Here is a 26,063-nt window from a genome sequence, read left to right as displayed (position 1 = left end):
TAGCTGACACCGCCTCCACGCGCAGCGCCATCTCGGCGGGGCTACAACAGCGCGCAAAAATACAGTATATTGCCGATGCGTTGCCCGGGCTAAACAGGCGATACTTAGGGTGAGAGAGACCCGCGACGCCTGATCGCAGAAAGAGTACAATGTGCATCAGCGATCAGCCCATTCTGGCATTATCAGATACACATCATTCTGGGGAACCCACTCAGCCTGGTGGGAGAAGGAAGGGAACGTATGCAAGCATCGCCAAATCGCATCGGCAAATATGAACTCATCAGCCGATTAGGGCGTGGGGGCATGGGTGAAGTCTATAAAGCCTTCCATCCGCAACTCCAACGCTATGTCGCCATTAAAGTCTTGCTCACCAATAGTGAAACTGATCCCGAATTCATCGCGCGCTTCCAAAACGAAGCGATGGCCGTAGCCCGGCTGCGTCACCCTCATATCGTGCAGGTCTTTGATTTCGATATTGAGGGCGACAAGCCCTATATGGTCATGGAATACGTTGAAGGTGAAACCCTGGCGCAGCGTATGACGCGCTACCACCGCTCCGGCCATATCGTACCGCCTGATGAAGTGGTGCGCCTCTTCCAGCAGCTCTGCGCAGCGGTTGATTACGCCCACAAGCAAGGCATGCTGCACCGAGACATCAAGCCAGCCAATGTCATTATTAATCGGCAGGGTGATGCGGTCCTCACGGATTTTGGTCTTGCCAAGATCAGCGGCGTCTCTGGCCTGACCGCCAGCGGCCTGGTCATCGGCACACCGCACTATATGTCACCTGAGCAGGGCCAGGGCCAGGCAATGGACGCCCGCAGCGATGTCTACTCGCTCAGCGTCATGCTCTATGAAATGCTGGCCGGGAAGCTGCCCTTCGATGCCGATACCCCGGTGGGCATCATTATGCAGCACATTATGACGCCGCCGCCGCCCATCGAGGAGACCAATCCGGCGGTATCGAACGCGCTCGCGCAGGTGGCGCTGGTCGGCATGGCAAAAAAACCCGATGAACGCTTCCGCACCGCAGGCGCGATGGGCGCTGCTATCGCGTCGGCGGTGAACCAGCCCCCCATACGCATTAACATCGGGGAGGCAGCAGGGACACAAGACGCCCTGGCAACCGTCGCCAATCCAGCGCAGCCAGCAAACCAGACTAACATCGGCACAGTGGCAACCAGACAGGCTGATGAACCAGGCACGCCAGCGTGGCAGGCTGGCAACCTCGGTAACGCCGGGCAGCCGCCAGCAGGGTTTGTTGGTCAAGGGCCAGCGGGAGCGCGGCCTGTGGCTCCAGGGATAGCGCCGCCAGGCATGGACCGATCACGACGCAAACCAGCAAACCATCTTGGCCGCTACGCCGTAATAGGAACCATCCTGCTGCTTATCATCATTGGCAGTGGCATCCTGCTCGTTGCGCTGGGCAATAAAACGAACACTCAGACGAATACACCTCCTCTCACCGGCAGCGTAGGAACGGTCACATTCTCCGACAGCGATGCGAACGACTTCCAGCACCCCGCCAATACTCTGAAAGCAGCCTTTACCGGCTTACAAAAACCGGCGGCTGGCTCAACCTATTTTGCCTGGCTCTGCGATTCTGGAAGCGCAGCCTGTACCCTGCTGGGGCCGGTCCAGGTCCAGACAGATGGGAGCGCAACCCTGAACGTAGCAAAGGGGAGCAACCTCCTGGGAGTGAAAGACCTGACCAGGTTATCAACAGACCTGACATTCCAGATCACTCAGGAGCAGACCGAAGCCTCGGCCCCACCTGCCAGCCCATCCAAAAACGTCGCCTATCTTGGGAAAATCCTGAAAGAAGTCTTGCTTCATATTCGCCACCAGGTGACGGCCTTCCCCAACAAGGGTCCCCTCTTCCCAGGCAATAACACAGCCCTGGATACCGGGCTGGGCGTAGACGCGACCTTGCTGAATCAACTGGCGAATCAGCTCAAAAATGCAGGTACACTCTACGATAGAACGGTAGCGGCAGAGTATATTCTGAACCTCATCGCTGGCAAAGTTGGGCAAAAGGACTGGAATCAGGATGGGCAGACCGGCGCCTTCAAGGGAGATGATGGCTTCGGCCTGGGCGCAGATGCAACCATCAATGCCAGTGATTGCACCGGCCCAGCAAATGTCAAATCCTATCTCGCGTTCACCATGCAGCACTCCTGTCTTGCCGCCAAAGCCAGCGGCGCTTCGACCCTCCTGAATCTGTTTGATAAGATTAAGAATGCTGGCGCCAATATCGCCGCAGCGATTAAGATCATCCAGCCAATCGCCCAGAAGATCGCTCAAGCCACCGACGCGAGCGCCTTCAGCGAGGGCGATATAAATACCCTGGTGGTCACAGCTAATAACCTGCTCAACGGCGTCACCGGTGAGACGCAGCAGCAGGACGGCGCTCGCCAGATTTTATCTTACAGCCAGGGGATGGCAGAGATCACTATCAACAGGGCCTAGCCCGCTGGTCCTAGAATGCCCCTCCAAACTGGGTGATTGATGGCACAGTCTGCTATAATGCACATCGGCGCAGTGATGCCACTGCGCCGATGTGCATGCCGCTCAGAGAACGATGGAGACCAGCATTATGCCCGACAGTGACCAGCCCAATCGCCTGCCGCGTCATGACGCGGCAAACCAGGCCGCCACTTCTACCAATACAGAACAACGCCCAGGAGGGCTGGCCGAAGCTGATGCCCTCATCACGCAACCAAGCCTGTTCTCCAAAGAAGTCAAGATCGTCCACGCGCCTGCCGCTGAAATTGTGCCGCCCACCGCTGAAAGCAGCCTGGCGGAATGCGCTCCGGCCTACCAGGAATATCTGCGGCTAACGGCTCATTCGCGCTATACGATTACCTGCTTTCTTTCGGACCTTCGGCTCCTGAACGAGTACCTAGGGAATGAGACGCCCATTGGCCGCATTGCCAACAACGACCTGACCCGCTGGATGATGCACCTGCGTTGGGAGCGCGGCCAGCAGCCTGCCCCTAAAACAATGGCGCGGCGGGCAACCTTCCTCAAGAACTTCTTTGGCTGGCTTGCCAGCGAGCGCATCCTGCCGGAAAACGCTGCTGCTGGCATCGTCCTCACGCGGCCATTGCCCCCGCTGCCTGAGATGCTTTACGAGGAGGAGATCGAGCGGCTTGAAACCGCTGCCGCCGAAGATAGCCGCAGCCAGTCTCTGGTCATGCTGCTGCTGCACGCTGGCTTGAAGAAAGAAGAAGTGATGGCCTTGCAGCTAAGCCACTTCGACCTCAGCGACCCGGCGCATCCAGCCGTCTCTGTACAGTTTACCGATCAGATCAAACAGCGCAAACAACGACGCCTGACCTTGCCTGCTGAGTTCACCGAGGCTTTTCAACGCTATCTGACTAAATACCGACCTCAAGGCAAAGTCTTCGACTGCACCGACCGCAACCTGAACTATATTCTGGCGCGGGCAGTACGCAAGGCGCGCATTCAGAAGCGCGTCACGCTCCAGCTTCTGCGCGATACCTACGCGGTGCGTCAGCTTCAGGAAGGCATGCCCCTGGACATCCTGCGCGAGAAACTGGGGCTATCTGAAGAAGCCTGGAAAGAAGCATCAGAAAAATATCGCAAGCTCATTGCCAGCGCTTGAAACCAGTGATCCGCAAAGAGTGGAGGACTACGCCACGATGCCTATCTTGCCCAACCCATCGCCAACCGCCCAACACCTGATCCCGCCACCAAGCCGACCCCGCAGTCGGCTGAGCGGTCTGGTGAACGTCACTATCGCGGTAATTGCCCTTGGGTTGATCTTTTTTCTGGGGTCGGGCTGGCTGACGAACGCCTCGTTTTTCCTGGCAAAATTGCATCCCCAGGCTGGAACAAGCGCGCCAGGCGCGGCCATTTCCTTCCAGGGTTTTCGTGATGTCTGGCTGCGCAAATGGGGCGACCAGCAATTCATGAAACCTGACTCTCGAAAAATCCTGGCCTCTCAAGCCAACGACTATCATATGAACACGGTGGCGATCCAGGTGACAGGCGACCAGGGGACAAGCCACGACACCAAAGTCAGCTATAAATCCACCGACTCAGGAAATGTCGACTCGTTGCCAGATCAGGACATCGAACAGGCCATTACGGACGCGCAAGCCGTTGGCTTGACCCCGCTATTAACGCTAAACATGCTGCTGACCCATGATCAGACGACTACCTCGTCAACGGCCATTGGGAACCTCTGGTTTAATACGCCCGGTCAAATCTCCATCCAGTTCGAAGTAACCTCAACAGCAGAACATCAATGGTTCGACAGCTACACCGCCTACGCCGTTCACTACGCGCAGCTCTCGCAGAAGTACCATCTGCCCTATTTTATTTTTGGGAACGATCTGGTCAATATGACCACCGACACCAAAGCAACCGGCAAGGGGACCAAGGGAGCTACAGGCGCTCCTGGCGAGAAGCTGACCTGCACTGGACGCCGTGACTGCGAGTGGAGGCACGTCATCAACGCCCTCAAAAGCGACACCTATACCGACTATCAGGGCCATCAACAGACCGGCGGGGGCTATCAAGGAAAGTTGATCTACGGGGCCTCCTGGACCAATGCCAATGACTCCAGGGTGCCAATTGAGTTCGAGCATATTAGCTGGTGGGACGCCGCGGATTTTATCGGCTTGGATGCCGGTTTCCCGCTCACGAAACTTGCCGCCGATGTGCCTGTCGCCACCCTGGTTGATGCCTGGCATGGCAAACAAGACGACCTGGACCTGGCGGGTCAGGGCGACATTGTTGGCCGCCTGGGAGGACTGTACGACAAGTATCAACATCCCATCCTTTTCACCTCCGCTGGCTACGAGAGCGTCCCTGGCTCCAATATCAGGCCAGGCGCTACCGCGCCTACTACCCGCGACGACCTCGAACAGGCGAATGACATGGAAGCCCTGCTCAGGGCTTTTCCGCAGAAGACTGCTCCCTGGTTTGCGGGCGTCATCTGGTCCTTCGATGAGCCGAAATGGCCGCGCTCCTCAGTTTCGGGATGGGCTACCTCTACCGCCTGGGCAGGCGATACGGTAAACGGCATAGGCCAAAACGACGCCAAGCTAGCGGGCAAGTTCCTGGCTCGATTCTACCAGGGGCGCCCTATCTCCGACGAGTAAGGCGCAGGATCGAAACGCGCCAGACAAGCCGGGCCGCTCACAGCTTCCGGTGAGCGGCCCGCTCATTTTTTGCTCAATCCGCTCCGGCAGCGCGGGTTTGCGGCACGCTTCTTGAAGAGGCACAGGGGCTGCAAAAGCTTTGCGACGCCAACCAAGAGCAGAGCGATTGAAGATACGCGCTAATACTGATATACTATTGACCACGCACGCCTCACAGCATCGGGTAAACAATCCTCATACCGGGAAGCTGCTGGGCGCCCCATCCCTGGTAGTAGACAAGGAGCAGATTGCAGTATGAAAGTCTATAAGGCGGAGCAGATTCGCAACATCGCCCTCATCTCTCATGGTGGAGCAGGCAAAACTTCGCTGGTGGATGTAGCGCTCTATGATACCGGCGCTGTGACGCGAGTCGGGAAGGTAGATGAGGGCACTTCGATTTCAGACCACGATCCCGACGAGATCAAACGCCGCATGTCGATCAACCTTACCGTAATCCCCATCGAATGGCGCGATACCAAGATCAACTTTCTCGATACGCCCGGCTACGCTGATTTTGTCGGCGAGGTGAAAGCTGGATTGCGCGTCGCCGATGCAGCCGTGGTGGTTGTCACCGCTGAAAAGGGGGTCGAGGTTGGCACCGAACTGGTCTGGAAATACGCCGATGAACTCAAACTGCCTCGGCTGGTGTTCGTCAACAAGCTGGACCGCGAAAATACCAGCTTTAGCCGCGCGCTGGAATCCCTCCAGGCGCAGTTCGGTAATAAGGTCGTCCCTTTACAAGTTCCCATTGGGGAGCAGGCTGGCTTCAAAGGCGTCGTCAATCTGGTAACGCGCAAAGCCTACACCTTTGATGGCTCCAAAGTCCAGGAAGGGGCAGTGCCAGCTGAATTAGAATCCCAGGTCGCGCAGTATCGAGAACAACTCATTGAATCGGCGGTGGAGAGCGACGACGATCTGATGAGCAAATACCTGGAAGGTGAAGAGCTTTCCCAGGCCGAAGTTGAGCGTGCCGTCAACGCTGGCGCGTCCTCTGGTGCGCTCATACCTGTTCTCTGTGGCTCGCTTGCCAAAAACATCGGGGTCCAACCCCTGCTTGACGCCATCGTCGAATTCCTGCCGAGCGCGGCTGCTGCCCAGCAAAGCCTTGCTGCCCAGGCTAACGGGAATGTAGCCGCCTTCGTCTACAAAACAACCGCCGACCCTACGCGCGGTCTGATTACTTTCTTCCGCGTCTACAGCGGCTCCTTGAAGCCAGACTCGCACGCCTGGAACCCGCGCACCAATACCGATGAGCGCATCGGCCAGATATTGCTGATGCGCGGCAAGATGCAGGAACCCGCCACCGAGGTTCCGGCGGGTGACATTGCCGCTGTCGTCAAACTGCAAAATACACATACCAACGATACCCTCAGCGTCAAAGAAAAGGCTATCAACCTGGACCCTATCGCCTTCCCACCGCCAGCCTTTACGGCAGCAATCGCCCCGAAGACGAAAAGCGACCTGGATAAGATGGGTACCGCGCTGAGCCGTGTCGCCGAAGAAGACCCAACCATCCATATTACCCGCGACCAGGAGACCGCAGAAACGTTGATCTCTGGCATGGGCGAATCGCATATAGACATTACCATCGAGCGCATGCAGCGCAAGTTTGGCGTCGAAGTCGAAAAGCACGACCAGCGTGTTCCCTATCGTGAAACCATTCGCAAGCACGCCCGCGCGCAGGGCCGCCACAAACGGCAAAGCGGCGGTCACGGCCAGTTTGGCGATGTCTGGCTGGAGATTGACCCCTTGCCAATGGGCAGCGAAAAATCCTTCGAGTTTGAGAACAAGATCGTTGGCGGTGTCGTCCCTAAAGAGTATGTGCCAGGCGTCGAAAAAGGCGTGCGAGAAGCCTTAAAGCAAGGCTTTGTCGCTGGCTATCCCATGATTGGCATCAAAGTCGCTCTGGTTGATGGCAGCTATCACTCGGTAGACTCATCCTCCCAGGCGTTTGAAGTGGCGGCTTCGTTGGGCATGAAAAACGCTGTGCCTCTTGCCAACCCAACACTTCTGGAGCCAATCATGACCGCCACTATCATCGTGCCAGACGGCAACATGGGCGATGTCATGAGCGATCTAACCACCAAACGCGCGCGCATCCTGGGTATGGAGCCTGTCGGTGGGGGCATGCAGCAGATTACCGCCACAGTTCCGATGGCCGAGATGCTGCACTACGCCACCGATCTCCGCTCCATTACCCAGGGGCGCGGCACGTTCCACATGGAGTTTTCCCAATACGAAGAAGTGCCAGCCACCCAGCAGCAGCAGATCATTGCTAACGCCGCCAAGGCCAGCACTGAAAGCGGGTCATAGGCTGCAAAAACAAACGCGCTTAAGAGGATGGGCAAGAGCAGGACACGCCGCAGGAAGTACCGGGCGCCGGTGCGGCGTGTCCTGCATCACCTGAAGGGAGCAAAGCGTCTATGCAGGAATACACCTCCACACTGCGCCTGCGGATGAGCGCCGCCGACGCGCATTACGGCGGCAATCTGGTGGAAGGGGCGCACGTCCTCAAACTCTTCGGCGATGTCGCCACCGAACTGGCGATCCAGTGCGATGGCGACGAAGGCTTATTGGCCGGGTACGAGAAGATAGAATTGCTTGCCCCGGTCTACGCGGGAGATTTCATTGAAGCGACGGGGCGCATTATCCGCATAGGCCGCACCTCGCGCACCATTGAGTTTGAGGCGCGCAAGGTTATCCAGCCACGCCCCGACATCAGCGACTCTGCCGCAGACATTCTGCCAACCCCCGTAATAGTCGCCCGCGCCATCGGAACCACTGTCGTGCGCAAAGAGCGCCAGCGCATTCCCCATCCCGGTGAATAAGGCCAGATGTGGCCGCCTGATCCTGCTGGAAAGCGAACAAGAAAAAGGCCGGGTATCCTTCATATCACCCGGCCACCAGAGGGGAAGATGGCGCGACTCGCTCTGGCGGAGGAGGTGGGATTCGAACCCACGGTGCTTGCACACACGCGATTTCCAGTCGCGCCCACTAGGCCACTATGGGACTCCTCCAGAAGCGCAGCAAATCATGCGGGGAAGCACGCTGTATTGGCAGCGCCCTCCTTCGCGTTTCTTGCCGCCTGGCGGAGAGGGTGGGATTCGAACCCACGAGGCTTTCGCCTACCGCTTTTCGAGAGCGGCACCATCAACCACTCGGACACCTCTCCAGATTGCATCCGTCTAGAGTATAGCATACGCTTGCGCCCCAGGCAAGAGACTTTACGCTCCACACCATAGCCCAATAGGGCAAAGTCCAGATTGATCGTTTGACGGAGCCTTCTGCGCCCTATAGAATGGCAGTGTTTGCCGAAGGGCATCTTTCTAGCCCATCATTATGAGACGAGGACGCAGCTTTGTGGAGAAGGCCGTAGATACGGGTTCTATCGCTTCAACCCCCGACCATCAACCGGCAATAAGCGGAGCATTCAGGCTCATTGCCGCTGGCGCAATCCTGCAAACCATCGGTGAAACGCTGGCCCTTGGCGCAAGCGGCGCATTACCGGCTGGCGGCGCGCTGCTCATTTTTAGCAGCGTCGCAGGAGGCGTCGTCTTGCTCTGGTTGGCGCTCTGGAAGGTGACTAGAAGCCCTGGCGCAGCGACTGAAGAACCGCAGCAGGTATCTACCGCCCAGCCAATTCGGCTCAGAGGGCTGACACGGGTTGGTCTCCTGGCCCTGTTATGCCTGGCGGCCCTCTGGACAATCGCTACCAGCGGCGCGCTGATCACCCAGCATCCCCTTGATCCATCTGTCTATGACTCCGATGCCGCCGCTTTCATTCACTATCAGGCAGAAGATGTCCTGCGCGGCATCAACCCCTACACCGACGAGGCAGGCTTCTGGAAAGCCATTAGCCAATTTCCCAACGCGGGCGCAACGCCCCTGCGTCGCGGCCAATTTGCCGGGCAAGCCTTCAGCCCGGATGACGCAACCGTTGCCGCGCTCCTACAAGCCAGCGCACAGAACCCCATTCGCGCCGGACCCGAATTCGACCCGGCCTCGCTGCACAGCTATCCGGCAGGCAGTTTTTTGATCGCGCTCCCCTTCATTTGGGCAGGCTTTTCCAGCACGCAGCCGCTCTACGCGCTCAGCCTGCTGCTGCTTTTTGGCTTGCTCATTCACTGGACGCCGCAGGGCTGGCGTTGGCAAACGACACTGCTGCTGCTGAGTCTCTCTATCCCCATCACGCTCACGCTGCGCTCTTCGTTTGAGGTCGTCTGCATCCTCTGCATCGTCGTGGCCTGGCGCTCTCAGGCAAAGCGCCTCTGGTTCTCCGCAGCCCTATTGGGCGTGGGCTGTTCGATCAAACAACTGACCTGGCTCTTTCTCCCTTTCTATCTGATCTGGGCGCTGCGGCAGCGTGGCTGGCGGGCGGCAGCCTTCGCTGGATCCATTTGCCTGCTTGTCTTCTGCGCCATCAACGCGCCCTTTCTCATTGCCTCGCCCGCCGCCTGGGCCAGCAGCATGCTTCTGCCTATCTCCGAGCCTGCCTTCCCCGGCGGCGTCGGGCTGATTACCCTCGCTCAAGGCGGGTGGACACCGCTCTTTCCTGCCTGGGTCTACACCGCGCTGGAGAGCGCAGCCTATCTTGGCGCGCTGGGCTGGTACAGCGCGCGGCAGTTGAGGCGCGAGGCAAGCGGTAAAATGGGCTTTGACATGAGCGCCTGGGGCGTATTCCTGGCTCTGTTGCCCCTCTTTCTTGGCTCACGCAGCCTGATCTCTTACACCATGTTCTTGCCAATCCTCGCGCTGGCAGCGATCTTCCAGCAGGACAGCCTCCAGCATCACTCGGTCAGATCTCCGCTAGAAGTCCAGAAGGGAGGAGCAGCACATCTATGAGCGAAGAACTGGCGGCGCCATCCGCCCCAATCGCTGACGCGCCTGAAAGGACTTCTATCTGGCTGTGGATAAAACAGCAAATGAAAAACGACGCGGCAAAGACCGCTTTTGGAGCCTGGCTGGCGCTGCGCTGCTACTGCGCCTTCATAGGGGTGGCGCTCTATAGCATTCTGCCAACCAATGTGTATACTACCGACCTTCAGATTGCTTTTGGCGGCCATCTTCCCGCCTGCCCTCAATATGTCGCCCCGCTGGCCGGACTACCTGGCGCGCTGGTGGGCATGTGGCTGCGCTGGGATACCCCCTGGTATCTTGAAATTGCCGCGCATGGGTACAGTTGCTATGGCAGTTCGGCCTTCATGCCCCTGTACCCGCTTTTGATTCGCGGGATGGGTATCATGATAGGCGGCAATAACCTGACAGCGGCCCTGCTCATCTCAACTATCGCCAGCTTCTTTGCCTTTTATCTGCTCTATCTACTCGCCAGAGAACTGACAGGCTCAACTGAGATCGCCAGAGCCTCGGTCATTGTGCTCGCGCTCTTTCCAGTTTCCTTTTTTCTCATGGCAGGCTACACCGAAGCGATCTTTCTCGCCCTGGCAATCGGCGCATACCTCGCTGCGCGGCGTGGCTCCTGGCTAGTGGCTGGAGGACTGACAGCCCTGGCAACCCTGACACGCCTGCAAGGCATCCTGCTGCTCGTGCCGCTGGGCCTTGAACTGCTGCTGACACGGCGCAGCGAGGTACGAAGTTGGCGTCCCTGGCTCGCGCTCCTTCTGGGGCCGATGGCGCTGGCCTTCTTTATCGCCTACATCCGGCTCACAGAGGGTCTCGGCCTTCCCTGGGAGCCGCTCAGTTCAGCGCGCGGCCCCTGGCACTTGAGCTACGCCTGGCCCTGGCAGGGCATCATCGCCGATCTCAGCGCGCTGATCTCCCAGCCCGATCTGGGAACATTCCTCTCGTCCAAATTGTTTGACCCACTCAGCGCCGTCCTCTTTGCTCTCTGTACTGTTCTGGCCTTCCGACGGCTCAATATCCCTCTAGCTGTTTTTCTTGCGGTAATGTGGCTCAGTTCAGTCATTAAAGTGAATTCGGATGGCTCTACGACAAGCACCAGCCGCTACATGCTGGCCCTCTTCCCCGCGTTTATCGTGCTGGGTATGCTGGTGGTTCGCTGGCCCCGGCTCGCTCGTTTGGGCGTAGGGATAGGCTCAGGAATCCTGCTCAGCGTCTATCTCTTTATCTTCTTAATCTGGGGCTGGGTTGCCTGAAAAGGTCTCCGTCAGGGGCCGGTGAGCGCATAGAGGCGATACCAGCCGCGCTGGCCCAGCATCTGCTCATCAGTCGTAAGCGTTCCCTGGCCGCTTCTGACGAGCGGGACGGTATCCTGATAGATTGGCCTGGCATAGCGTGTCAGGAAATCCCAGAGCGCCGCAAGCTCCTGGGGGTCGGCCTCGCCAGGTCGCTGGTCCAGCACCAACTGCAAGCCCTGGGCATAGAAGAGCAGATGGGTAAAGCCCGCCTGCTGGAACGCATTGGCGAGGAGACGCGCCGTCGGATAATGGCGATAATAATAATTAAAGTTGTCTAAAAAGGGGTCGGCGTGGATGCTTTGGGATGTGTAATAACTGCGCACCTCCCAGAGCGAAAGGACATGCGAGGAGGGCGGCAGAGCGTTGACAGCCTGTATCGCCGAGTAATACGGGTCGAGATGATCGGCCAGATACGCCGCGCGGCTTTGCAAGCCAATCAGATAGGGCGCGTTGCCATTCCCCAACACGCCAGCCATCTGAGCAAGTACCCCCAGCGCCAGCGCCAGCACAACGGCACAGGATACCAGGCGGTGGAAGCCAGGAAGCAATGGCGCAGCCCGCTTCAGGCGCAGCCAGGCAGCGGCGGCTGGCAGGGTCAGCGCCGCAAACAGCGGAAAGAACAGGCGGCTCTGGCGCGCAAAATGTACGCTCAGCAGTTCCGCATCCCAACACAGCGCCAGCAGCGCCGCAAACGCCAGCAGCGCGCCAATCACCTGCCGCTCAGGCCACCTGGGCGCTTCAGGCGTTGAGGGTTCTTGAGTAAGCGCCTGTTCCGCTGCCTTGCTGGCGTTTTTGCCTGGTGTTCTCTTCCAGGCCAGCAGCCCCAGCGGCAGCAGCAGCAGGAGCAGCGGGCCAAGCGTCGCATCAAACTCAACGGACCCCTGCGTGCCATACAGCGTTACTTCCAGTGGCAGCGTCAACAGCCGCCAGGACTGTGCCCAGCCCCAGCCTGGCCCTTCCAGGGCGTACTGCGTGCGAACATCATCCCACATTGGCCCGGCAGGAAAAAGGCTCCCCAGATGATAAGGAAACAACGGATCGCCCGTCAGGAACAGATTGCGCCAGAGCCAGGGGGAACCAACCAGCAGTACTATACCAACGAGCAGCCCCACCTGCCAGAGCGCCGAGCGCCACCGTTCCCTACGCAGGGCTTGCCAGAAGACCAGCGCCGCTGCCGCGCCAAGCGCAAAGACAGCCGTATATTTGGTATCCAATCCCAGGCCCAGCAGCGTCCCCGCCAGCAGGAGCCACCTGATGCTTTTCTGCCCGCTGCCATTCCACCAGCAGAGCAGCGCGCAGAGCGCCGCCAGTTCATAATAGACCAGCGCGCCATCAATATACGGCCAGGCCAGGACCAGCGCCAGGCTCGGAATACTCAAGAACAGCGCCACAGAGCGCAGCGCCAGCGCCGCGCCCTGCGCTCGATCAGCCATCTGGCGGGCCAGCGATACCAGGACCAGCAGGTTCAGCAGACCAAAACCCAGATGGAGCAGGGCAGCCGGACCATCGCCGCGCAGCAGCAACCCATCCAGATACAGCATCTCAACCAACTCAGGCTGATAGCCCTGAACATTGGCAAGGTCCGGCAAAACGCGCCCGCTTTGTATATCAGCAGCAGGCGCGGCCAGATGATACATCAGCGCATCCCAGGCAGTTGGAGGGAGCAGCGCCGCCAGCAGCATCAGCAGTCCGGTAAGCAAGATATAACCCCAGAGAAGACGGTCCAGCCAGGAACCTGTCCCAATGGCGCGCCTCATGTGCTGCATCTGCTCGCGCAGCCAGCCAAGCATTTGCAAGCCATCTCGCATGCAAAGGATAGAGAGAAGCAGCAGCCCACCCCCAACCGTCCAGAACGATAACCATCCGACCATACCAGCCACAAAGCTCAACAGACTGAGCGCGCCCAGCCCTGGCCCACTCGCCAGGGCTAGCTGCATTGTTCCCTCGACAGCAGGGAGACGGCACAAGCGCCAGATGCGTTGTCCCAGCGCAGCCCCAAGCAGCAGTAGCCAAAACGCCACGAGGAGATCGGCTATATGGCCCAGCAGCCGCAGAGGTACTTGCCAATCCAGCGCAAGCTGATGCGCCGGAGCCAGCAGCGTTGTAAAGAAGGTCTGTGAGAGCGGCGGATGCACCAGATAATAGGCGATCAGCACAGCGGCTATCCAGGCCATACCCAGGCGCATCCTCCAGCGCGAGCCTCCTCCGCCATTGACAAGCGGCTGGCCCGCCTCTTCCGCCTGGACAGAAGAAGGCGCGCCAGCCGCAATAGGGGATAGAACAGGAAGCCCACTGATCTTGTCCGCAGACAGCGGGGGTTGTGCAGGCTTCTCATGGCGTCGCACAGGATGATCCTGCGCGCGCTCCAGGTTATCAGAACTGCGCCCCACCAGATACTATCCTTATCGTGATGTCGGGCTTAGTTGCTCATCGGGCGCAGTAGAAGATACCAGAGGCTCTGTAATTCGTGCCGCCGTCGTCCGCTGTGGCGACTTGCGAGGTCGGCTCAAGCGCGTTCGCAGCACAAAGACGAAGCCCTCGATAAAAATCTTGCGCGACATCTTGGACTTCCCAACCCGGCGGTCTACAAAAATAATCGGTAATTCGTGGATGCGGAACCCGTGATTGAGCGTCTGATAAGCCAACTCCACCTGGAAGGCATACCCCTGAGACTTGATGGCCCCAAGGTCCAGCGCGGCCAACACGTCGCGCCGGTAGCAGCGATACCCGGTAGTCGCATCTTTAATCGGTAGCCCCAGCACAACCCTGGCAAAAATATTGCCTCCACCGCTGATGAAACGACGGAACGGCGACCAGTTCGGCGTGCCGCCCCCAGGAACATAGCGCGAGCCAATCACCAGATCGGCATGTTCGGCCTCCGCCAGAAATGCTGGCAGATAGCGCGGATCATGCGAAAAATCGGCATCCATCTCAAAGACCAGATCGTAGCCATGCTCCAGCGCGTAGCGGAAACCAGCGATATAAGCGGTTCCCAGGCCCAGTTTCCCGGCCCGATGCAGCGCCGAAACGTTGGGGAAGCGCTGATGCAGGGCATCAGCCATCTCACCAGTGCCATCAGGCGAATTATCATCAACGATCAGAATATCCACCTGCGGCGCGCAGCGCAGAATCTCCTCAACGATGGCTGTAATATTCTCGCGCTCGTTGTAGGTGGGCATCACAATCAATGCTTTCATCCAAAGCTCCATTCCCAAGAAGAGCGTATCCTTGCAGTAGTTGGCTTGCCGCCAGAATGGCTCAAGCCGGAGAAAGAACACCATCTTTCAATCCACTGCTGCAAACGCTCCCGATGGCTTAGTATCCTGGTTGCTTGCAACCTCTGGCGCAGGTGGGCCTGCGAGCGAGCGCCGAAAGATGAGCAGGCCAGCCACCCCGATGCTCACCCCAAACCAGAGCGTGCAAAAACGAATTAACAGCGTCGCTGCCCCGGCAACCGTCGTATCGCGTGTCACCAGAGCAAAGAGCAATCCGAGAAGACTCAGATCAGCACTCCCCAACCCGCCAGGCAATCCAGTCACGGAACCTATCAGTGTTGAGGTCGCTAAAATAAAGGCCGCCTGTACCAGCAGCGTCAGCGTGCCTGGTAAACTCAACCCAACCAACGCCAGATAAAACGCGAGACATTCTCCAGACCACGACACCAGCCCGATACCTACCGCCAACAATAAAGGCCGCCAGCGCAGAAGAACATAGGCGCTTTCATAAAACTCGCGCAAACCCTGGGCAAAGCGCCTTACCACAGGCAGCCGCTCGCCCCATCCCAACAACCTCAGCGCCAGCGGGCGATATTGAATCACTCCGATCAAAGCCACCGCCGCCAATAAAATAGCCAGCAGCCCCTGCCAGCCAATGCCATATAACGCCAATCCCCCCATAGCTAATAAGAGCATCGCCAGCCCATCGGTCAGCCGCTCCGCTATGATGACAGGAGCCGTTCGGCTGATTGGCGTGCCATTATAACGTTTGAGCAAGTACGATTTAAGCAGTTCGCCTACTTTTCCTGGCGTGATCGCCATCGAGAGACCTGCCACAAAAATCTTCAGGCTCATCAGACGCGGCACGCGCAGGTCCAGGCAGCGGAGATAATAATCCCACTTCACAAAACGCAGCCCATAATTGAGCAAGGTCAGACCCAAAATAGCAGGGAGCAGCGCCCAGGGAAAAAAGCGAAGCGATTGCAGCAGGCGCGGCAGGTCAGCGTAAAACGAGATGCCAGCAATTACTAGCAGGCCAAGCGCCAGGGAGAAAAACACTTTTGTGCGTATCCGAGCCATTACTTATAATCAGCCTTTTCGCCTCTCTCAGCCTATCCAGCCTAGAACGAGAGATATAACAGCGCCAGCGTAGTCAGCACACAGAGCGCCACCGAGCCAAGAATATGCTTATCCCGCAGCAAAACCTCTTCAGGGCTGCCGCCCTCCTGCTTCATATAGATCAGATAGAGGTAGCGGAAAATCCCATAGAGGACAAACGGAATCGTCACCATCAAGCGATGATTGCCCGCCGTGCCCTGGAACGTATAGAGGCTATAGGCCATCACCGTTGCCGAGATGACAATCGAGATCATCTGATCCAGCAGTTGAGGGTTATATTCCTGCAAAATGCGCCGGTGCAGGCTTGCGCCTGCGTCCAACAACATCAACTCCTGTCGGCGTTTGCCTAAAGCCAGAAAGAGCGAGAGCAGAATGGTACACAGGTATAACCAGGGCGAAATTGGCACCGGAATCACGACCGCCCCAGCCATAGCCCGCAGCACGAATCCCCCCGCAATACAAAAAACATCAACTATCACCACATGCTTCAGCCGAAACGTATACGCCAGATTGAGCCCCACATAAGCGGCTGCCACCAGCGCAAACAGAAATCCGCTTCCTCCAAGATTCCCCAATATCCCATATTGGCTATCGGGCGACAGAGGAGTGCCTGGCACAAGCGTCAGCCGCAAAGGCGCGAGTGTGACATGCAGACTCTGGCCTGATCCAGCCGCTCCAGGCCAGAGGAGCAGCGCAATCGTCAGAGCCGTTGCCAACACCCCCAACAGCACAGCCCCAGCCACCGCCACTGGCGCCGACAGCTTTCCTGACGCTAATGGGCGATAGCGTTTCGTCGGATGCCGCCGGTCTGATTCCAGATCGCCGAGATCATTGACCAGATAGACCAGGCTGGAAAGCAGGCAGAACACTACGAACGCCGCTGTGGCGCGACCAAGCGCCCCAACATCCAGTACCCGCTGCGCAAAGACCACGCCAGCAAACACCAAAAGATTTTTGGTCCACTGACGCAGGCGGATCGCCTTTAAGAGATACCAGAACTGGAGCCGACGCGCAACTGGATTTGAACCCCCTGGTTCACTCCCCGGTTCACTCTCTGGAACTGCCCGCTGATTCTCGGTAATGCTTCTCACGTCAGGCGCTCCATCGCACGCGGCCCATCATAAACCCCTGGTTCTCCCCTCTAGAGAGCCACAAGACCTCTGGCCCTCTTTTTTGCAGAACGGTTATCCAGCAAGAACGGTCACGAAATAGCATCAATAGACTCGCTTTCGTAGATCGGCCAGCTTCATCAGCGTAATCTTATGTTTATCCGTCACGATGTAACGCTTATCAGTGAAGTAGCCCATGACTTTATTCACGCTCTCACGGGAGGCGCCGACCATCGAGGCCAGTTCCTGCTGCGTCAGACGCAATTCAATGCGTATCCCCTGGTTGGTAGGCGCTCCATGAGTCTCAGACAGTTCTAGCAGTTTTTTTGCCACGCGCCCGTAGACGTCCAGGAAGAGCAGATCCTCAATCTGCTGATCGGCCTGGCGCAGACGCTGCGAGATGACTTTCATCACCTGGACAGCAATCTTGGGATGATTCATGACCACATTGATAAAGTCCTGGCGCTGAAGGGTATACACCTCCACGCGCTCCAGAGCCACCGCGTCAGCAGAACGGGGATCACTGTCAAGAATTGCCAGTTCGCCAAAGCATTCGCCTGCCCCAAAAACGGTCAGAGATACTTCTTGACCATCCGGGCTGGTCAGCGAAATCTTAACTTTCCCTTCTCGAATAATATAGAGAACCTGGCCTGGATCATCACGATGAAAGATAATCTCTCCCTGCCGAAAAACGCGCTTGCGAGCGACAGCGGATAACTCTTTTAGACTCTCCTCATCCAACTCAGCAAATAGCGGAACACGCGCGAGATTAGGGCTATCCTGGGCAATGCTATCCATAAAGCAGCAACATCCTCTCTCGCCCTCAACTTGAGGGCGCTTAGCGGCAGGCAGCGACGGTTCAAGCGAATCGCGCGAGACCTTCGCTGGTTCGCACAACAAAAACGGCAGTCATCCGTACAAGCCTCTTCCCTGGGACTTCCTACGAGGCGCATTCAATATTGATGCTTCCCGTATCAGTAGCGCGCAACGGCGGCATTTGTACCGTATAAAGCGGCTGATGGTTGGTCGTATTACAGGTTCCAGCATGGCCGCTGGTATCAACCCAGGCAATCATATACGTCGCCCCCACCGGAACAGAGGGGAAGACGAAGAGGCCAGAGTCGTCCGTTTGCGTGTGGTACTGCTGTCCCAGCAGCGTAAAGACCTGCGTGGTCGAGTTAAAGCTCCACTGGCTCGCCAGCAGCGCCTGAAAATGCTTTGCTGGTGTTCCATCTGCATAAGCCAGATAACCAGTGAGCGTCTGAGGAGTCGTCAGGGCCGCAGTAGCCTCCGTCGCCTCCGGCGTATCGCCATAACTTTGCATAATCTGCTGATAGGTCGTTATTGCCTCATCATACTGCTTATCTGAGGCAAGCTGCCGCGCCAGCCCAAGTAACGCTTGAGCCACATGCGCATGGGCTTGTGTCTGGCAGACGGCATCGCAATAAGCGCCTTTTTGCAACGCCTGATAACGCGCAAGCGCAGCGCGAAAGGCCGCCTGTTGGCGGGCCTGATCTCCCCAGGCCAGATAGTCGCCAATCAGGTCCATCCGAGCGCGCGCCGCCAGAGCAGTATCCCCTTTATAAAGACGTACTACCGGCTCAAGTTGGGCCACAGCATCGCCATACTCTTGCCGGGCGCTCAATTGTTCGGCCCACTCGACGCTGACACGCGCCATATCCCCACTATTTGCCAGGTTGTCGCCACTGGCCTGATAGGCTGCCAGCGCCAGGCCATATTGCCCACGCCCTTCCAGCCATCGCCCCTGTAAGCGATGCAGAGGCGTCGCACTCAGCACTCCTCCAGCGCCTATCAACACCAGCAGTAAGCCCACAAGGCCACCGTAGACCGGCGTCGGTTGCGCCTTTGCCTGCCAGATGAGCAGATACATCAGAAGCAGCGCCCCTCCCAGGATCGCTGCCGCAAAGCCAATGCGCAGGCTTGCCAGGCCCCAATCGGGGAAGATCACTCCCGCCGCAGACATTGACCAGGCGGAAACAAACAGCCCAGGAAAGAGCAGCGCCAATCCCGAAACAAGCAGCCAAAGCATCCGAGAAGAGAACCACCGCGCTAACCGATCAACACCACGGCCTGGCTGTAGCGGCGCACCACGCTGCGCCGCTGCTCCAGAGCCGAACGTACCGGCAGGCTCCTCCTGTGAAAAGGACATGGGCGGCGAGGTGCCGTCCACTGGAAACGTCGCCGCTTCGTTCAGATTATGAGCGAGCAACAGACCAGGGGCAGAATCAGGCAGAACCGACGCTGTTCCTGATAAGGATTCTATCGAGCGCGGCGGCTCATTGGCTCCCGGCAGCGGCCCTCCGACATCTGCTGGCTCAGGCGTAAGAGAAAGGATAACGTTGAGAGGTTGCTCAGTGGATGAACCATCGGCTGCCGTTCCCGCAGAGGGTGGCTGGGGATTCCACTGCGACGACATCAGCAGCAACCTTTCTTGCCTATAATCTCCACCTTACACGCTTGATTGCTCCTCAAGAGCCGTTTGACCAGGAAGACAGGGGCATTATACTGTATTCAGCAACAAACATTACTCGTTCTTTGCTTCCTGCTCGATTGGCCTGGCATACAGCGTATGGTCGTTCGCCGTAAGGCAGCGGCCAGTCGCCAGTTCAAACTGCCAGTTATGCAATCTACAGGTCAGAACGCCATCCTCGATCACCGCGAAGCGGGTCAGGTCGGCTTTCATATGTGGACAGCGCTTCTGGATACGATAACCAGCAGCTTCCCACGTCCCCTGAGAGGGGCCGTTCTCCGCATAGAACCCCTCAGCATATTGCAGACGTTCCTCGCTCAGACATTTGAAGAACGTGTAAATATAATCATTATATTTGCCCCGGCGGCTTGCCTCGAAGCGACACGAAAGGAACAGCTCGTTGACCCAATCCTCATGATGATGCAGAATACACTGCTCAACAATGCCTCGATCAATGCGGAAACGATAGGCCCAGTCCTCTCCTTGCCACTGCGTCACTTTGCGGGTCCGAAAATCGATCAATACCCCCATATCCGTCAAATCCAGCAGTACCGCATCGTTAATACCCGCGCAAATCATATCCGCCTGCTCCAGAAGCGGCTCGAACCATTGCTGTAGCTCAGAAAGGACATCCACCTGGCCGCGCGGCCAGCGTGTGTGCTCCTGCTGAATTACCGGCCATTTCCTGGCCTGGTAATCACGGAGGTAGGTTCGCTTGTCGGTGAAGATCGCCTGCACCTCATCATCAGGCAGCGGGTGCCTGACAGTAAAGCTGTCGGGCAAAAGTTCGCCCACGCTGCCCGGCATCATCAACCGGCCATCGAAGACGCCGCGCTCAGCGATATATTCCAGAAAGACCGTCTGGTCAGGAAAGGTATTGGCAGAGTCGCGGTCGAAATCATTAAAGTGAAAGAGATCATCATCAAGAAAACAGGGTGGACCAGCCGAGGGAACCACAACACGCGGGGCCAGCATCTCGATATAGCGATAGGCGCGCGCCATCCCATCTGTCCGTTTTTTGCGGCCAAGGGCTGCCGTCATTTTTTGCGGAAAGTCATAGACCATTGGATACCAGATGGCCCCAGAGAATTGCAGAAAGAGCGCGTCAAACGGCCCCTGGGCGAGCAGCGGCTCCAGATCAATCGGGCGCGAGTCGTTCTGGTTCAACACCCGCACATCCCCATCATCAATACATAAGGCTGAATCGCCAATAGGGCCATCAGTTGGCGCCACCAGCGCCGTGACCATAAACTTCAGCCCACCGACGGTCACAGGGACATTGTTCTCTGTACGCAAGAAAGACGTGAAGCCAAGACCCCGCAGCTCACGCTCCAGGTGATCAAGCGGGTAGTCAGGCAAAATGATCGTCGCCTCTTTGGAGACATGTTGTGCAAGAAACGCGGGGTCATAATGATCATGATGGAGATGCGAGATATAGAGATACGTTGGATTCCCGATCCGGCCAGGGTCGATCCCCTCATTGCTGGGAAATGGAAACCAGGAAGCAAAATAAGCGGGGTTAAACCAGGGGTCACACAGAATACTGTTACCCTTTGTCTCTATAAAAAGGCCCGCCTGGCCCAAGAACGTGATCTGCATGCGTCAAATACTCCTCCATTATGAAGGGCTGGCAAAGGGAAACGAAGCGCAGCCATTGTTCGCATGCAGTGTACCATCACCCGAAATCACCTTCAAGATGGGGTGGAGCAATCACACCACCTACAAGGCGTCTTCTATCTGGAAGCGCACGAAACTTGCATAGAATGACACCGCTCTGGCGCACAACGGCTAGCTGTAACACAAACTCAGAAATTGGTGCAATTGCTGAGGAACCATGATACAATAGAGGCGCATCGCTAAAAGTGAGTGTTTGCTCTCTTAGCCCGGAAGGCCATATCTGTTACTGGCTTTGTCAGCAAGGCGTTCTACACATCAGAAGCGCACAACGAACCATACAAATACTGCCTTCTCTTATGAACAACGTCATCTCACACATCTGAAATGCAAGCGCCCATAGGGGTAGAGGTGCTATGACGAGTTTTCTTCTCACCAATATACTCCTTACCGTATCTCCATCCGTCTCTCTGCCTGATACCGATATACTCATATTGCTTGGTTTTATCGCTGCATTTGCACTGAGTTTGATAGTCTGCCTGATAGCACGTCGGCTGTTTCCGCGCTTTCGCAGTGGTGAACGTAAGCCTGGTGTCTTCCGACCAGACCAATCAACTGGCAGCTTCCGCTTCGACCTGAACTCCTCCAGCAGACGGGTAGAGCAGCCGGCGGGCGGGCGCGAGGTTTCAGCAATGGAACTGCCCCTCGTCGGTGGACCCGCGATGGCTCTTGCAGCTATCGCTGCGAGCGTTATCACTGGCTGGTTCCTCAATATCTCGCATGATCAGTGGGTACTGCTCACCATTTTACTGGCTGGATTGGCAGGCTTCACGCTGGTTGGATTCGTTGACGATTTCCAAAAGTTCCGCCGGGGCACCGGCATTTCCGAACTACAGAAATTCATCGGGGTGCTGCTGGTTTCACTGCTCGTTGGCGCGGCGCTCAATCGCCTGGTCCCGTCCGCCAAGTTTGCCTACTCCCCCTACAGCGACGTTCCCTTGCTTGGTCAACTCCTCAAGCACGTTCATTTTGCCTGGCCGATCTTTTTCCTCTTGCTGACCAGTACCGTCAGCAGTGCTACCTCGCTTTCTGTGGACTTCTCCGATGGCCTGGATGGCCTGGCAGGGGGTCTCATTGTCAGCGCGGCGCTGGCCTTTGCCGTCATCATCCTGGCTCAGTATGACCCTGCCAGCAGCCCATTAGTCCTGGTAAGCCTGGCTGCTGCGGGCGCTGCGCTGGGCTTTTTGCCGCATAACTGGCCGTCAGCCTGGGCAGCGCGTGGACACAGCAAGGCCAGGCGTGCCGCGCGCATCTACATGGGCGATAGTGGCGCGCTTGGCCTCGGCGGCCTCCTTGGTTTGATCGCCATTGTCTCCCGCCAGGAACTGCCGCTCATCTTTATTGGCGGTGCCTTTGTCCTTGAAGGGTTCTCAGCCCTCTACTCGGCGCGCATCCTGACCCGCTTCTTCCGGCGCTTCTTGCAGGTTGTCCGTTATACCGATGCGAAAACAACGGTCCCCCATACCGAATTTCCGCTGCCCTTCATGGCAACACCCATGCACCACCACTTTGACTTGCTGGGCTGGGACCGCAGACGACTGGTCTATGGCGCCTGGACTCTCGGCGCTGGCTTTGCTATCCTGGCCGTCGCTGCTGCGCTTGCGCCCTTCACCTGGGAGCGCTATCTTGCTCGCTTCGTCGCGCTGTTGATTGCCATCATCGTCTGGCGCAGTGGCCGCTGGACACGCAGCTATTTCGTCGGCCTGCATCCTTTCAGAAAGACCAGCCCACGCCAGCTTGCCCTCTTCTACGGCTATCCTTTCCTGCTCTTTGGCAAGCCCATGTATCATCTGGTCGAAACAGTGCCAGAGGTAGGCAAAGACGCCATCCAAAATCTGATAGAGGAGGCGTTTCTCTGGCAGCGCGTCACCATCTATGACGCCCGCACCGTCCTTGGCTATTTTTGCTATCGCGCTGGCTACTATAACGCAGCTATCAACCAATGGCAGCGCATCCCACGCCCCAACCGGCACATGCGCCCACAGATTGGCGAATTGATACGAGGGGCCGAGCAGCTTATGATGTTGGAACGCGAGTCCACTCAACCCATGCGGCTCGAAAGCTTCACGATGCGCCCAGCCCTTCAGACAGATGACGGCCATCACTCCCAGAAAAGCACACCAGATGCAGCAGAGCAGCCGGGCGATTCTTCTACCCCCTCAACCAGTAACTGAGGAGAGTATCCTGCGCTCCTTTACCTGTGCCTTTGGCAGACCCATGCTATAATCTTATGTAGTGAGGCGGGAGGGCACCCCGTATGACGTTGAGTGCCCTACCTACTGATAAAATGTCTCACGACCATTCGGGAGGCTGCCATGAACGACACGGCCACGTTGAGCCGCTTATTCTCGGGCATCCAGCAAGACCTTGACGTTGTAGAGCAGACATTTCAGGAGCGCGCCAGTTCTGAACTCGATCTTCTTAACTTAGCCAGCGCCCACGCGCTAAGCTCGCCAGGTAAAAGGCTACGAACGGCTCTCACCCTGCTCTCTGGCAAGCTTGGCGATTATCTTTTTGAGAAACTCCTGCTGGTGAGTGTCGCCTTTGAGATGGTCCATCTGGCAACCCTGGTTCACGATGACATCATTGACCACGCCGACACCCGCCGAGGCATCCCCACCATCAATGCGCGTTGGGGGGAGGGAGTGGCTATCCTGCTTGGCGATTACCTCTTCGCCCGCACCGCAGGTATTATCGCCGACCTCAATGACACCCGCGTCATTCGTCTTTTCTCCGACACCGTCGCTACCGTCTGTGAAGGAACGATTCTGGAAACCCTCTCCGCCGGCCAGCTTGATCTCTCCGTTGATGCGTATCTTGAGCGTATCTCTCGTAAAACGGCTTGCCTGATAGCCGCCTGTTGTAAAGGCGGCGCAATTGTCAGTAACGCCACAACAGAGCAAGCAGATGCGTTGTATGATTTTGGTCTGAACCTAGGCATTGCCTTCCAGATCGTTGATGATGTGCTTGATTACACCGGCTTGAAAGAAGACATAGGCAAGCCCGCAGGCAACGATCTGCGCCAGGGGCTGATTACGCTTCCCCTGATTTACGCACTCCAAACACAGAATAACGGCCACAGCGATGAAATACAGCAGTTGATTGCCACCAAAAACTCCAGCGATGATCGCTTGAACGCCATTATCCGCTGGGTGGCTCAGGGGCCAGGCATCCACGCAGCCTTTGATGAAGCCGGGCGTTTCACGTTGCGCGCCCGCAGCGCGCTCAACACCTTTCCGCTGAACAAAGACCGGCAAGTGCTAGAGGAATTAACTTACTTCGTGCTGGCGCGGCACCGCTAGAGGTAAGACCAGGCTTCGACCGTGCCTTTACTTCCTCAGAAGCCACTGCCAGCGCCTGAAAGCCGATAGGCACTTTCAGACGCTGGCAGCCTGGACAGGATGTAAAAAAATCAGGCAAACCCCCTGGCAGCATACCTATGTATAGGGAATCCATGATTCCGCCAGCGGAATCTGCTGTTCATCTCCACCAGCATCAGTTCTGGAAGCTGGCGCTGATATTTCCACAGGCTCATCAGCCTTGCTGCCCGGCCTCAAGCCAATCAGCGCCTCTACCTGGCTCTTTTTGTAGAGCCGCTGCCGCTTAATCCCCTGGCGATAGCTGGCGAGCAGCCCACGACTGACATAAGCATACAGCGTCGCCGCCTTCACACCTAGCACGCCCCGCGCCTCTTCAGCCGTAAGGTATTCTTCCCCATTCATCACCATCATATTGCTTTCCCCCCTTTCCAGAACAGGGACAGGACAAGAATAGCATCGTGTGTCATCAACAGTATACGGGCCAATCAGAAGATTCGTCAACCTGTATCTGGACAAATCAATATAAATCAACTATAATACATAAAAATACATGTTTTTCACGGCCTGCATCGGCTTCCTGGAGCCAGCAGGCGATCAACCCTCAAAGGAGAAGCACACCATGACTGGAAAGGGACTGGAAGGTGTCGTTGCAGCCACCACCTCGTTGAGCCTGGTTGACGGGACCGCTGGCCGATTGATGTATCGCGGCTATGACATTGGCGACCTCGCAGCGCGTGCCACCTTCGAAGAAGTTGCCCATCTCCTCTGGTATGGCCGAATCCCCAACGCGAGCGAACTCGCTCAACTGCGCGCACAGATGGCCGGACAGCGCACCCTGCCGGAGCGTGTCATCACGATCATCCAACAGCATCAAGAGACTGCTGACCCAATGGATATGCTGCGCACCGCCGTTTCTGCGCTGGGCAGCATGGACGATTTTGCTGCTCCTCCCTCAGTGGAGCAGGCCATCAGCCTTACCGCCAAAATCCCAACCATCCTGGCAGCATTTCAGCGGCATCGAGAGGGGGAGCCGATCATCGCTTCGCGTGACGATCTGGGCCATACCGCCAATTACCTCTATCTACTCAGCGGCAAAGAGCCGACCCCCAGCCAGGTTCGCGCCCTCGACGCCTATCTGGTCTTGACCGCCGATCATGGCATGAACGCCTCGACCTTCACCGCGCGCGTGATCGCTTCCACGCTCTCCGATCTTGTCTCCAGCGTCACCGGAGCTATCGGCGCGTTGAAAGGGCCGCTGCATGGCGGAGCTCCAGCCAAAGTTGCCGAAATGCTGGAAGCCATTGGCACAGAGGAACAGGTCGAACCCTGGCTGCGTCAGGAGCTTGAGCAAGAGCATCGCATCATGGGCTTTGGACATCGCGTCTATAAGACCGAAGACCCGCGAGCAGTAGCTCTGCGCAAGCTAGCCGGAGATCTGGCGGGTGAAAAAGACGCCCAATGGCTTGCCCTGGCGCATCATGTGGAAGACGTGGCCTTGCGTCTGCTGGAGGAATACAAGCCTGGTCACCGGCTCTATACCAATGTCGAGTTTTACGCTGCGGCAGTGCTGCGCGGCGTAGGGCTGCCAGCCGACTTTTATACTCCCACCTTCGCCGCCAGCCGCGCTGTTGGCTGGACTGCACACGTTCTGGAACAGGTCAGCGATAATCGGCTGATCCGCCCGGCAGCGGAGTATGTCGGCCCGCTCGATCTCCCCTATCCAGTTCTGGCTGGACGCACATAAGATAAAGCAAAGCAAAGAAAAAGCGCGCGCAACGTGCTAAGAGAACAGGAACGACCCGCCGGGCA

General features: G+C 57.5%; 18 protein-coding genes and 2 tRNA genes. 10 read left to right on the top strand and 10 right to left on the bottom strand.

The genetic code is table 11. The features are described from left to right. Positions 1-240 precede the first annotated feature (240 nt). The 5 genes from VH599_04065 to VH599_04045 all read left to right on the top strand — a co-directional run bounded on the left by VH599_04065 (position 241) and on the right by VH599_04045 (position 7,999). Positions 241-2,469: a protein kinase gene (locus VH599_04065; protein HEY7347469.1), complete on the top strand. Its 2,229-nt coding sequence runs from the start codon at positions 241-243 to the stop codon at positions 2,467-2,469. A gap of 127 nt (positions 2,470-2,596) precedes the next feature. Next, entirely contained in the window at positions 2,597-3,628 is a 1,032-nt protein-coding gene (locus VH599_04060; protein HEY7347468.1) for a tyrosine-type recombinase/integrase, read from the top strand. 37 nt (positions 3,629-3,665) lie between these two features. After that, entirely contained in the window at positions 3,666-5,132 is a 1,467-nt protein-coding gene (locus VH599_04055; GenBank protein ID HEY7347467.1) for a hypothetical protein, read from the top strand. Positions 5,133-5,426: 294 nt separating this feature from the next. Next, complete coding sequence (gene fusA, locus VH599_04050; protein ID HEY7347466.1) at positions 5,427-7,484, top strand: elongation factor G; 2,058 nt, start codon at positions 5,427-5,429, stop codon at positions 7,482-7,484. A gap of 110 nt (positions 7,485-7,594) precedes the next feature. After that, positions 7,595-7,999 carry a hotdog domain-containing protein gene (locus VH599_04045; protein ID HEY7347465.1) on the top strand — a complete coding sequence of 135 codons (405 nt, stop codon included), beginning with the start codon at positions 7,595-7,597 and terminating at the stop codon, positions 7,997-7,999. Between the two features lie 103 nt (positions 8,000-8,102). Here VH599_04045 and VH599_04040 read toward each other — a convergent pair. Next, a tRNA-Ser gene (locus VH599_04040) sits at positions 8,103-8,188 on the bottom strand. A gap of 69 nt (positions 8,189-8,257) precedes the next feature. Continuing rightward, positions 8,258-8,343, bottom strand: a tRNA-Ser gene (locus VH599_04035). 188 nt (positions 8,344-8,531) lie between these two features. Here VH599_04035 and VH599_04030 point away from each other — a divergent pair. Further along, positions 8,532-10,013, top strand: coding sequence for a hypothetical protein (locus tag VH599_04030; GenBank protein HEY7347464.1), 1,482 nt, complete (start codon positions 8,532-8,534; stop codon positions 10,011-10,013). Continuing rightward, positions 10,010-11,284 (top strand): glycosyltransferase family 39 protein, encoded by a 1,275-nt coding sequence (locus VH599_04025; protein HEY7347463.1) that lies wholly within the window; start codon positions 10,010-10,012, stop codon positions 11,282-11,284. The genes VH599_04030 and VH599_04025 overlap by 4 nt, the downstream gene beginning before the upstream one ends. Positions 11,285-11,295: 11 nt before the next feature. Here the strand turns inward: VH599_04025 and VH599_04020 are convergent, their stop codons facing one another. The 7 genes from VH599_04020 to VH599_03990 all read right to left on the bottom strand — a co-directional run bounded on the left by VH599_04020 (position 11,296) and on the right by VH599_03990 (position 20,859). Then, positions 11,296-13,716, bottom strand: a complete 2,421-nt coding sequence (locus VH599_04020; protein HEY7347462.1) for a glycosyltransferase family 39 protein — start codon at positions 13,714-13,716, stop codon at positions 11,296-11,298. 12 nt (positions 13,717-13,728) lie between these two features. Continuing rightward, entirely contained in the window at positions 13,729-14,523 is a 795-nt protein-coding gene (locus tag VH599_04015) for a polyprenol monophosphomannose synthase (GenBank protein ID HEY7347461.1), read from the bottom strand. An 87-nt stretch (positions 14,524-14,610) separates the two neighbouring features. After that, entirely contained in the window at positions 14,611-15,621 is a 1,011-nt protein-coding gene (locus tag VH599_04010) for a lysylphosphatidylglycerol synthase transmembrane domain-containing protein (protein HEY7347460.1), read from the bottom strand. Between the two features lie 41 nt (positions 15,622-15,662). Continuing rightward, positions 15,663-16,751 carry a decaprenyl-phosphate phosphoribosyltransferase gene (locus tag VH599_04005; GenBank protein HEY7347459.1) on the bottom strand — a complete coding sequence of 363 codons (1,089 nt, stop codon included), beginning with the start codon at positions 16,749-16,751 and terminating at the stop codon, positions 15,663-15,665. 123 nt (positions 16,752-16,874) lie between these two features. Then, the gene (locus tag VH599_04000) at positions 16,875-17,567 is read right to left on the bottom strand and encodes a Crp/Fnr family transcriptional regulator (GenBank protein HEY7347458.1); all 693 of its coding nucleotides are present in this window, start codon (positions 17,565-17,567) and stop codon (positions 16,875-16,877) included. Between the two features lie 142 nt (positions 17,568-17,709). After that, a complete protein-coding gene (locus tag VH599_03995) occupies positions 17,710-19,206 on the bottom strand; it encodes a hypothetical protein (GenBank protein ID HEY7347457.1) in 1,497 nt (498 codons plus the stop codon). A gap of 108 nt (positions 19,207-19,314) precedes the next feature. Further along, entirely contained in the window at positions 19,315-20,859 is a 1,545-nt protein-coding gene (locus VH599_03990) for a Rieske 2Fe-2S domain-containing protein (protein ID HEY7347456.1), read from the bottom strand. A gap of 431 nt (positions 20,860-21,290) precedes the next feature. On the opposite strand from VH599_03990, the gene VH599_03985 reads away from it, so the two are divergent. Together VH599_03985 and VH599_03980 are read left to right on the top strand one after the other, a co-directional pair. Continuing rightward, positions 21,291-23,108, top strand: a complete 1,818-nt coding sequence (locus tag VH599_03985; protein ID HEY7347455.1) for a hypothetical protein — start codon at positions 21,291-21,293, stop codon at positions 23,106-23,108. A gap of 141 nt (positions 23,109-23,249) precedes the next feature. Further along, positions 23,250-24,236 (top strand): polyprenyl synthetase family protein, encoded by a 987-nt coding sequence (locus VH599_03980; protein HEY7347454.1) that lies wholly within the window; start codon positions 23,250-23,252, stop codon positions 24,234-24,236. A 135-nt stretch (positions 24,237-24,371) separates the two neighbouring features. Here the strand turns inward: VH599_03980 and VH599_03975 are convergent, their stop codons facing one another. After that, positions 24,372-24,665 (bottom strand): helix-turn-helix domain-containing protein, encoded by a 294-nt coding sequence (locus VH599_03975; GenBank protein HEY7347453.1) that lies wholly within the window; start codon positions 24,663-24,665, stop codon positions 24,372-24,374. Positions 24,666-24,873: 208 nt separating this feature from the next. Here VH599_03975 and VH599_03970 point away from each other — a divergent pair, with 208 nt between their 5' ends. Further along, complete coding sequence (locus VH599_03970; GenBank protein ID HEY7347452.1) at positions 24,874-25,998, top strand: citrate/2-methylcitrate synthase; 1,125 nt, start codon at positions 24,874-24,876, stop codon at positions 25,996-25,998. Positions 25,999-26,063: the final 65 nt, after the last annotated feature.

It is taken from the genome of Ktedonobacterales bacterium, from assembly GCA_036557285.1.
GTDB lineage: Bacteria > Chloroflexota > Ktedonobacteria > Ktedonobacterales > DATBGS01 > DATBHW01.
The sequence above is the reverse complement of the archived record's forward strand: the minus strand, read 5'-3'. Positions and strand labels throughout refer to the sequence as shown.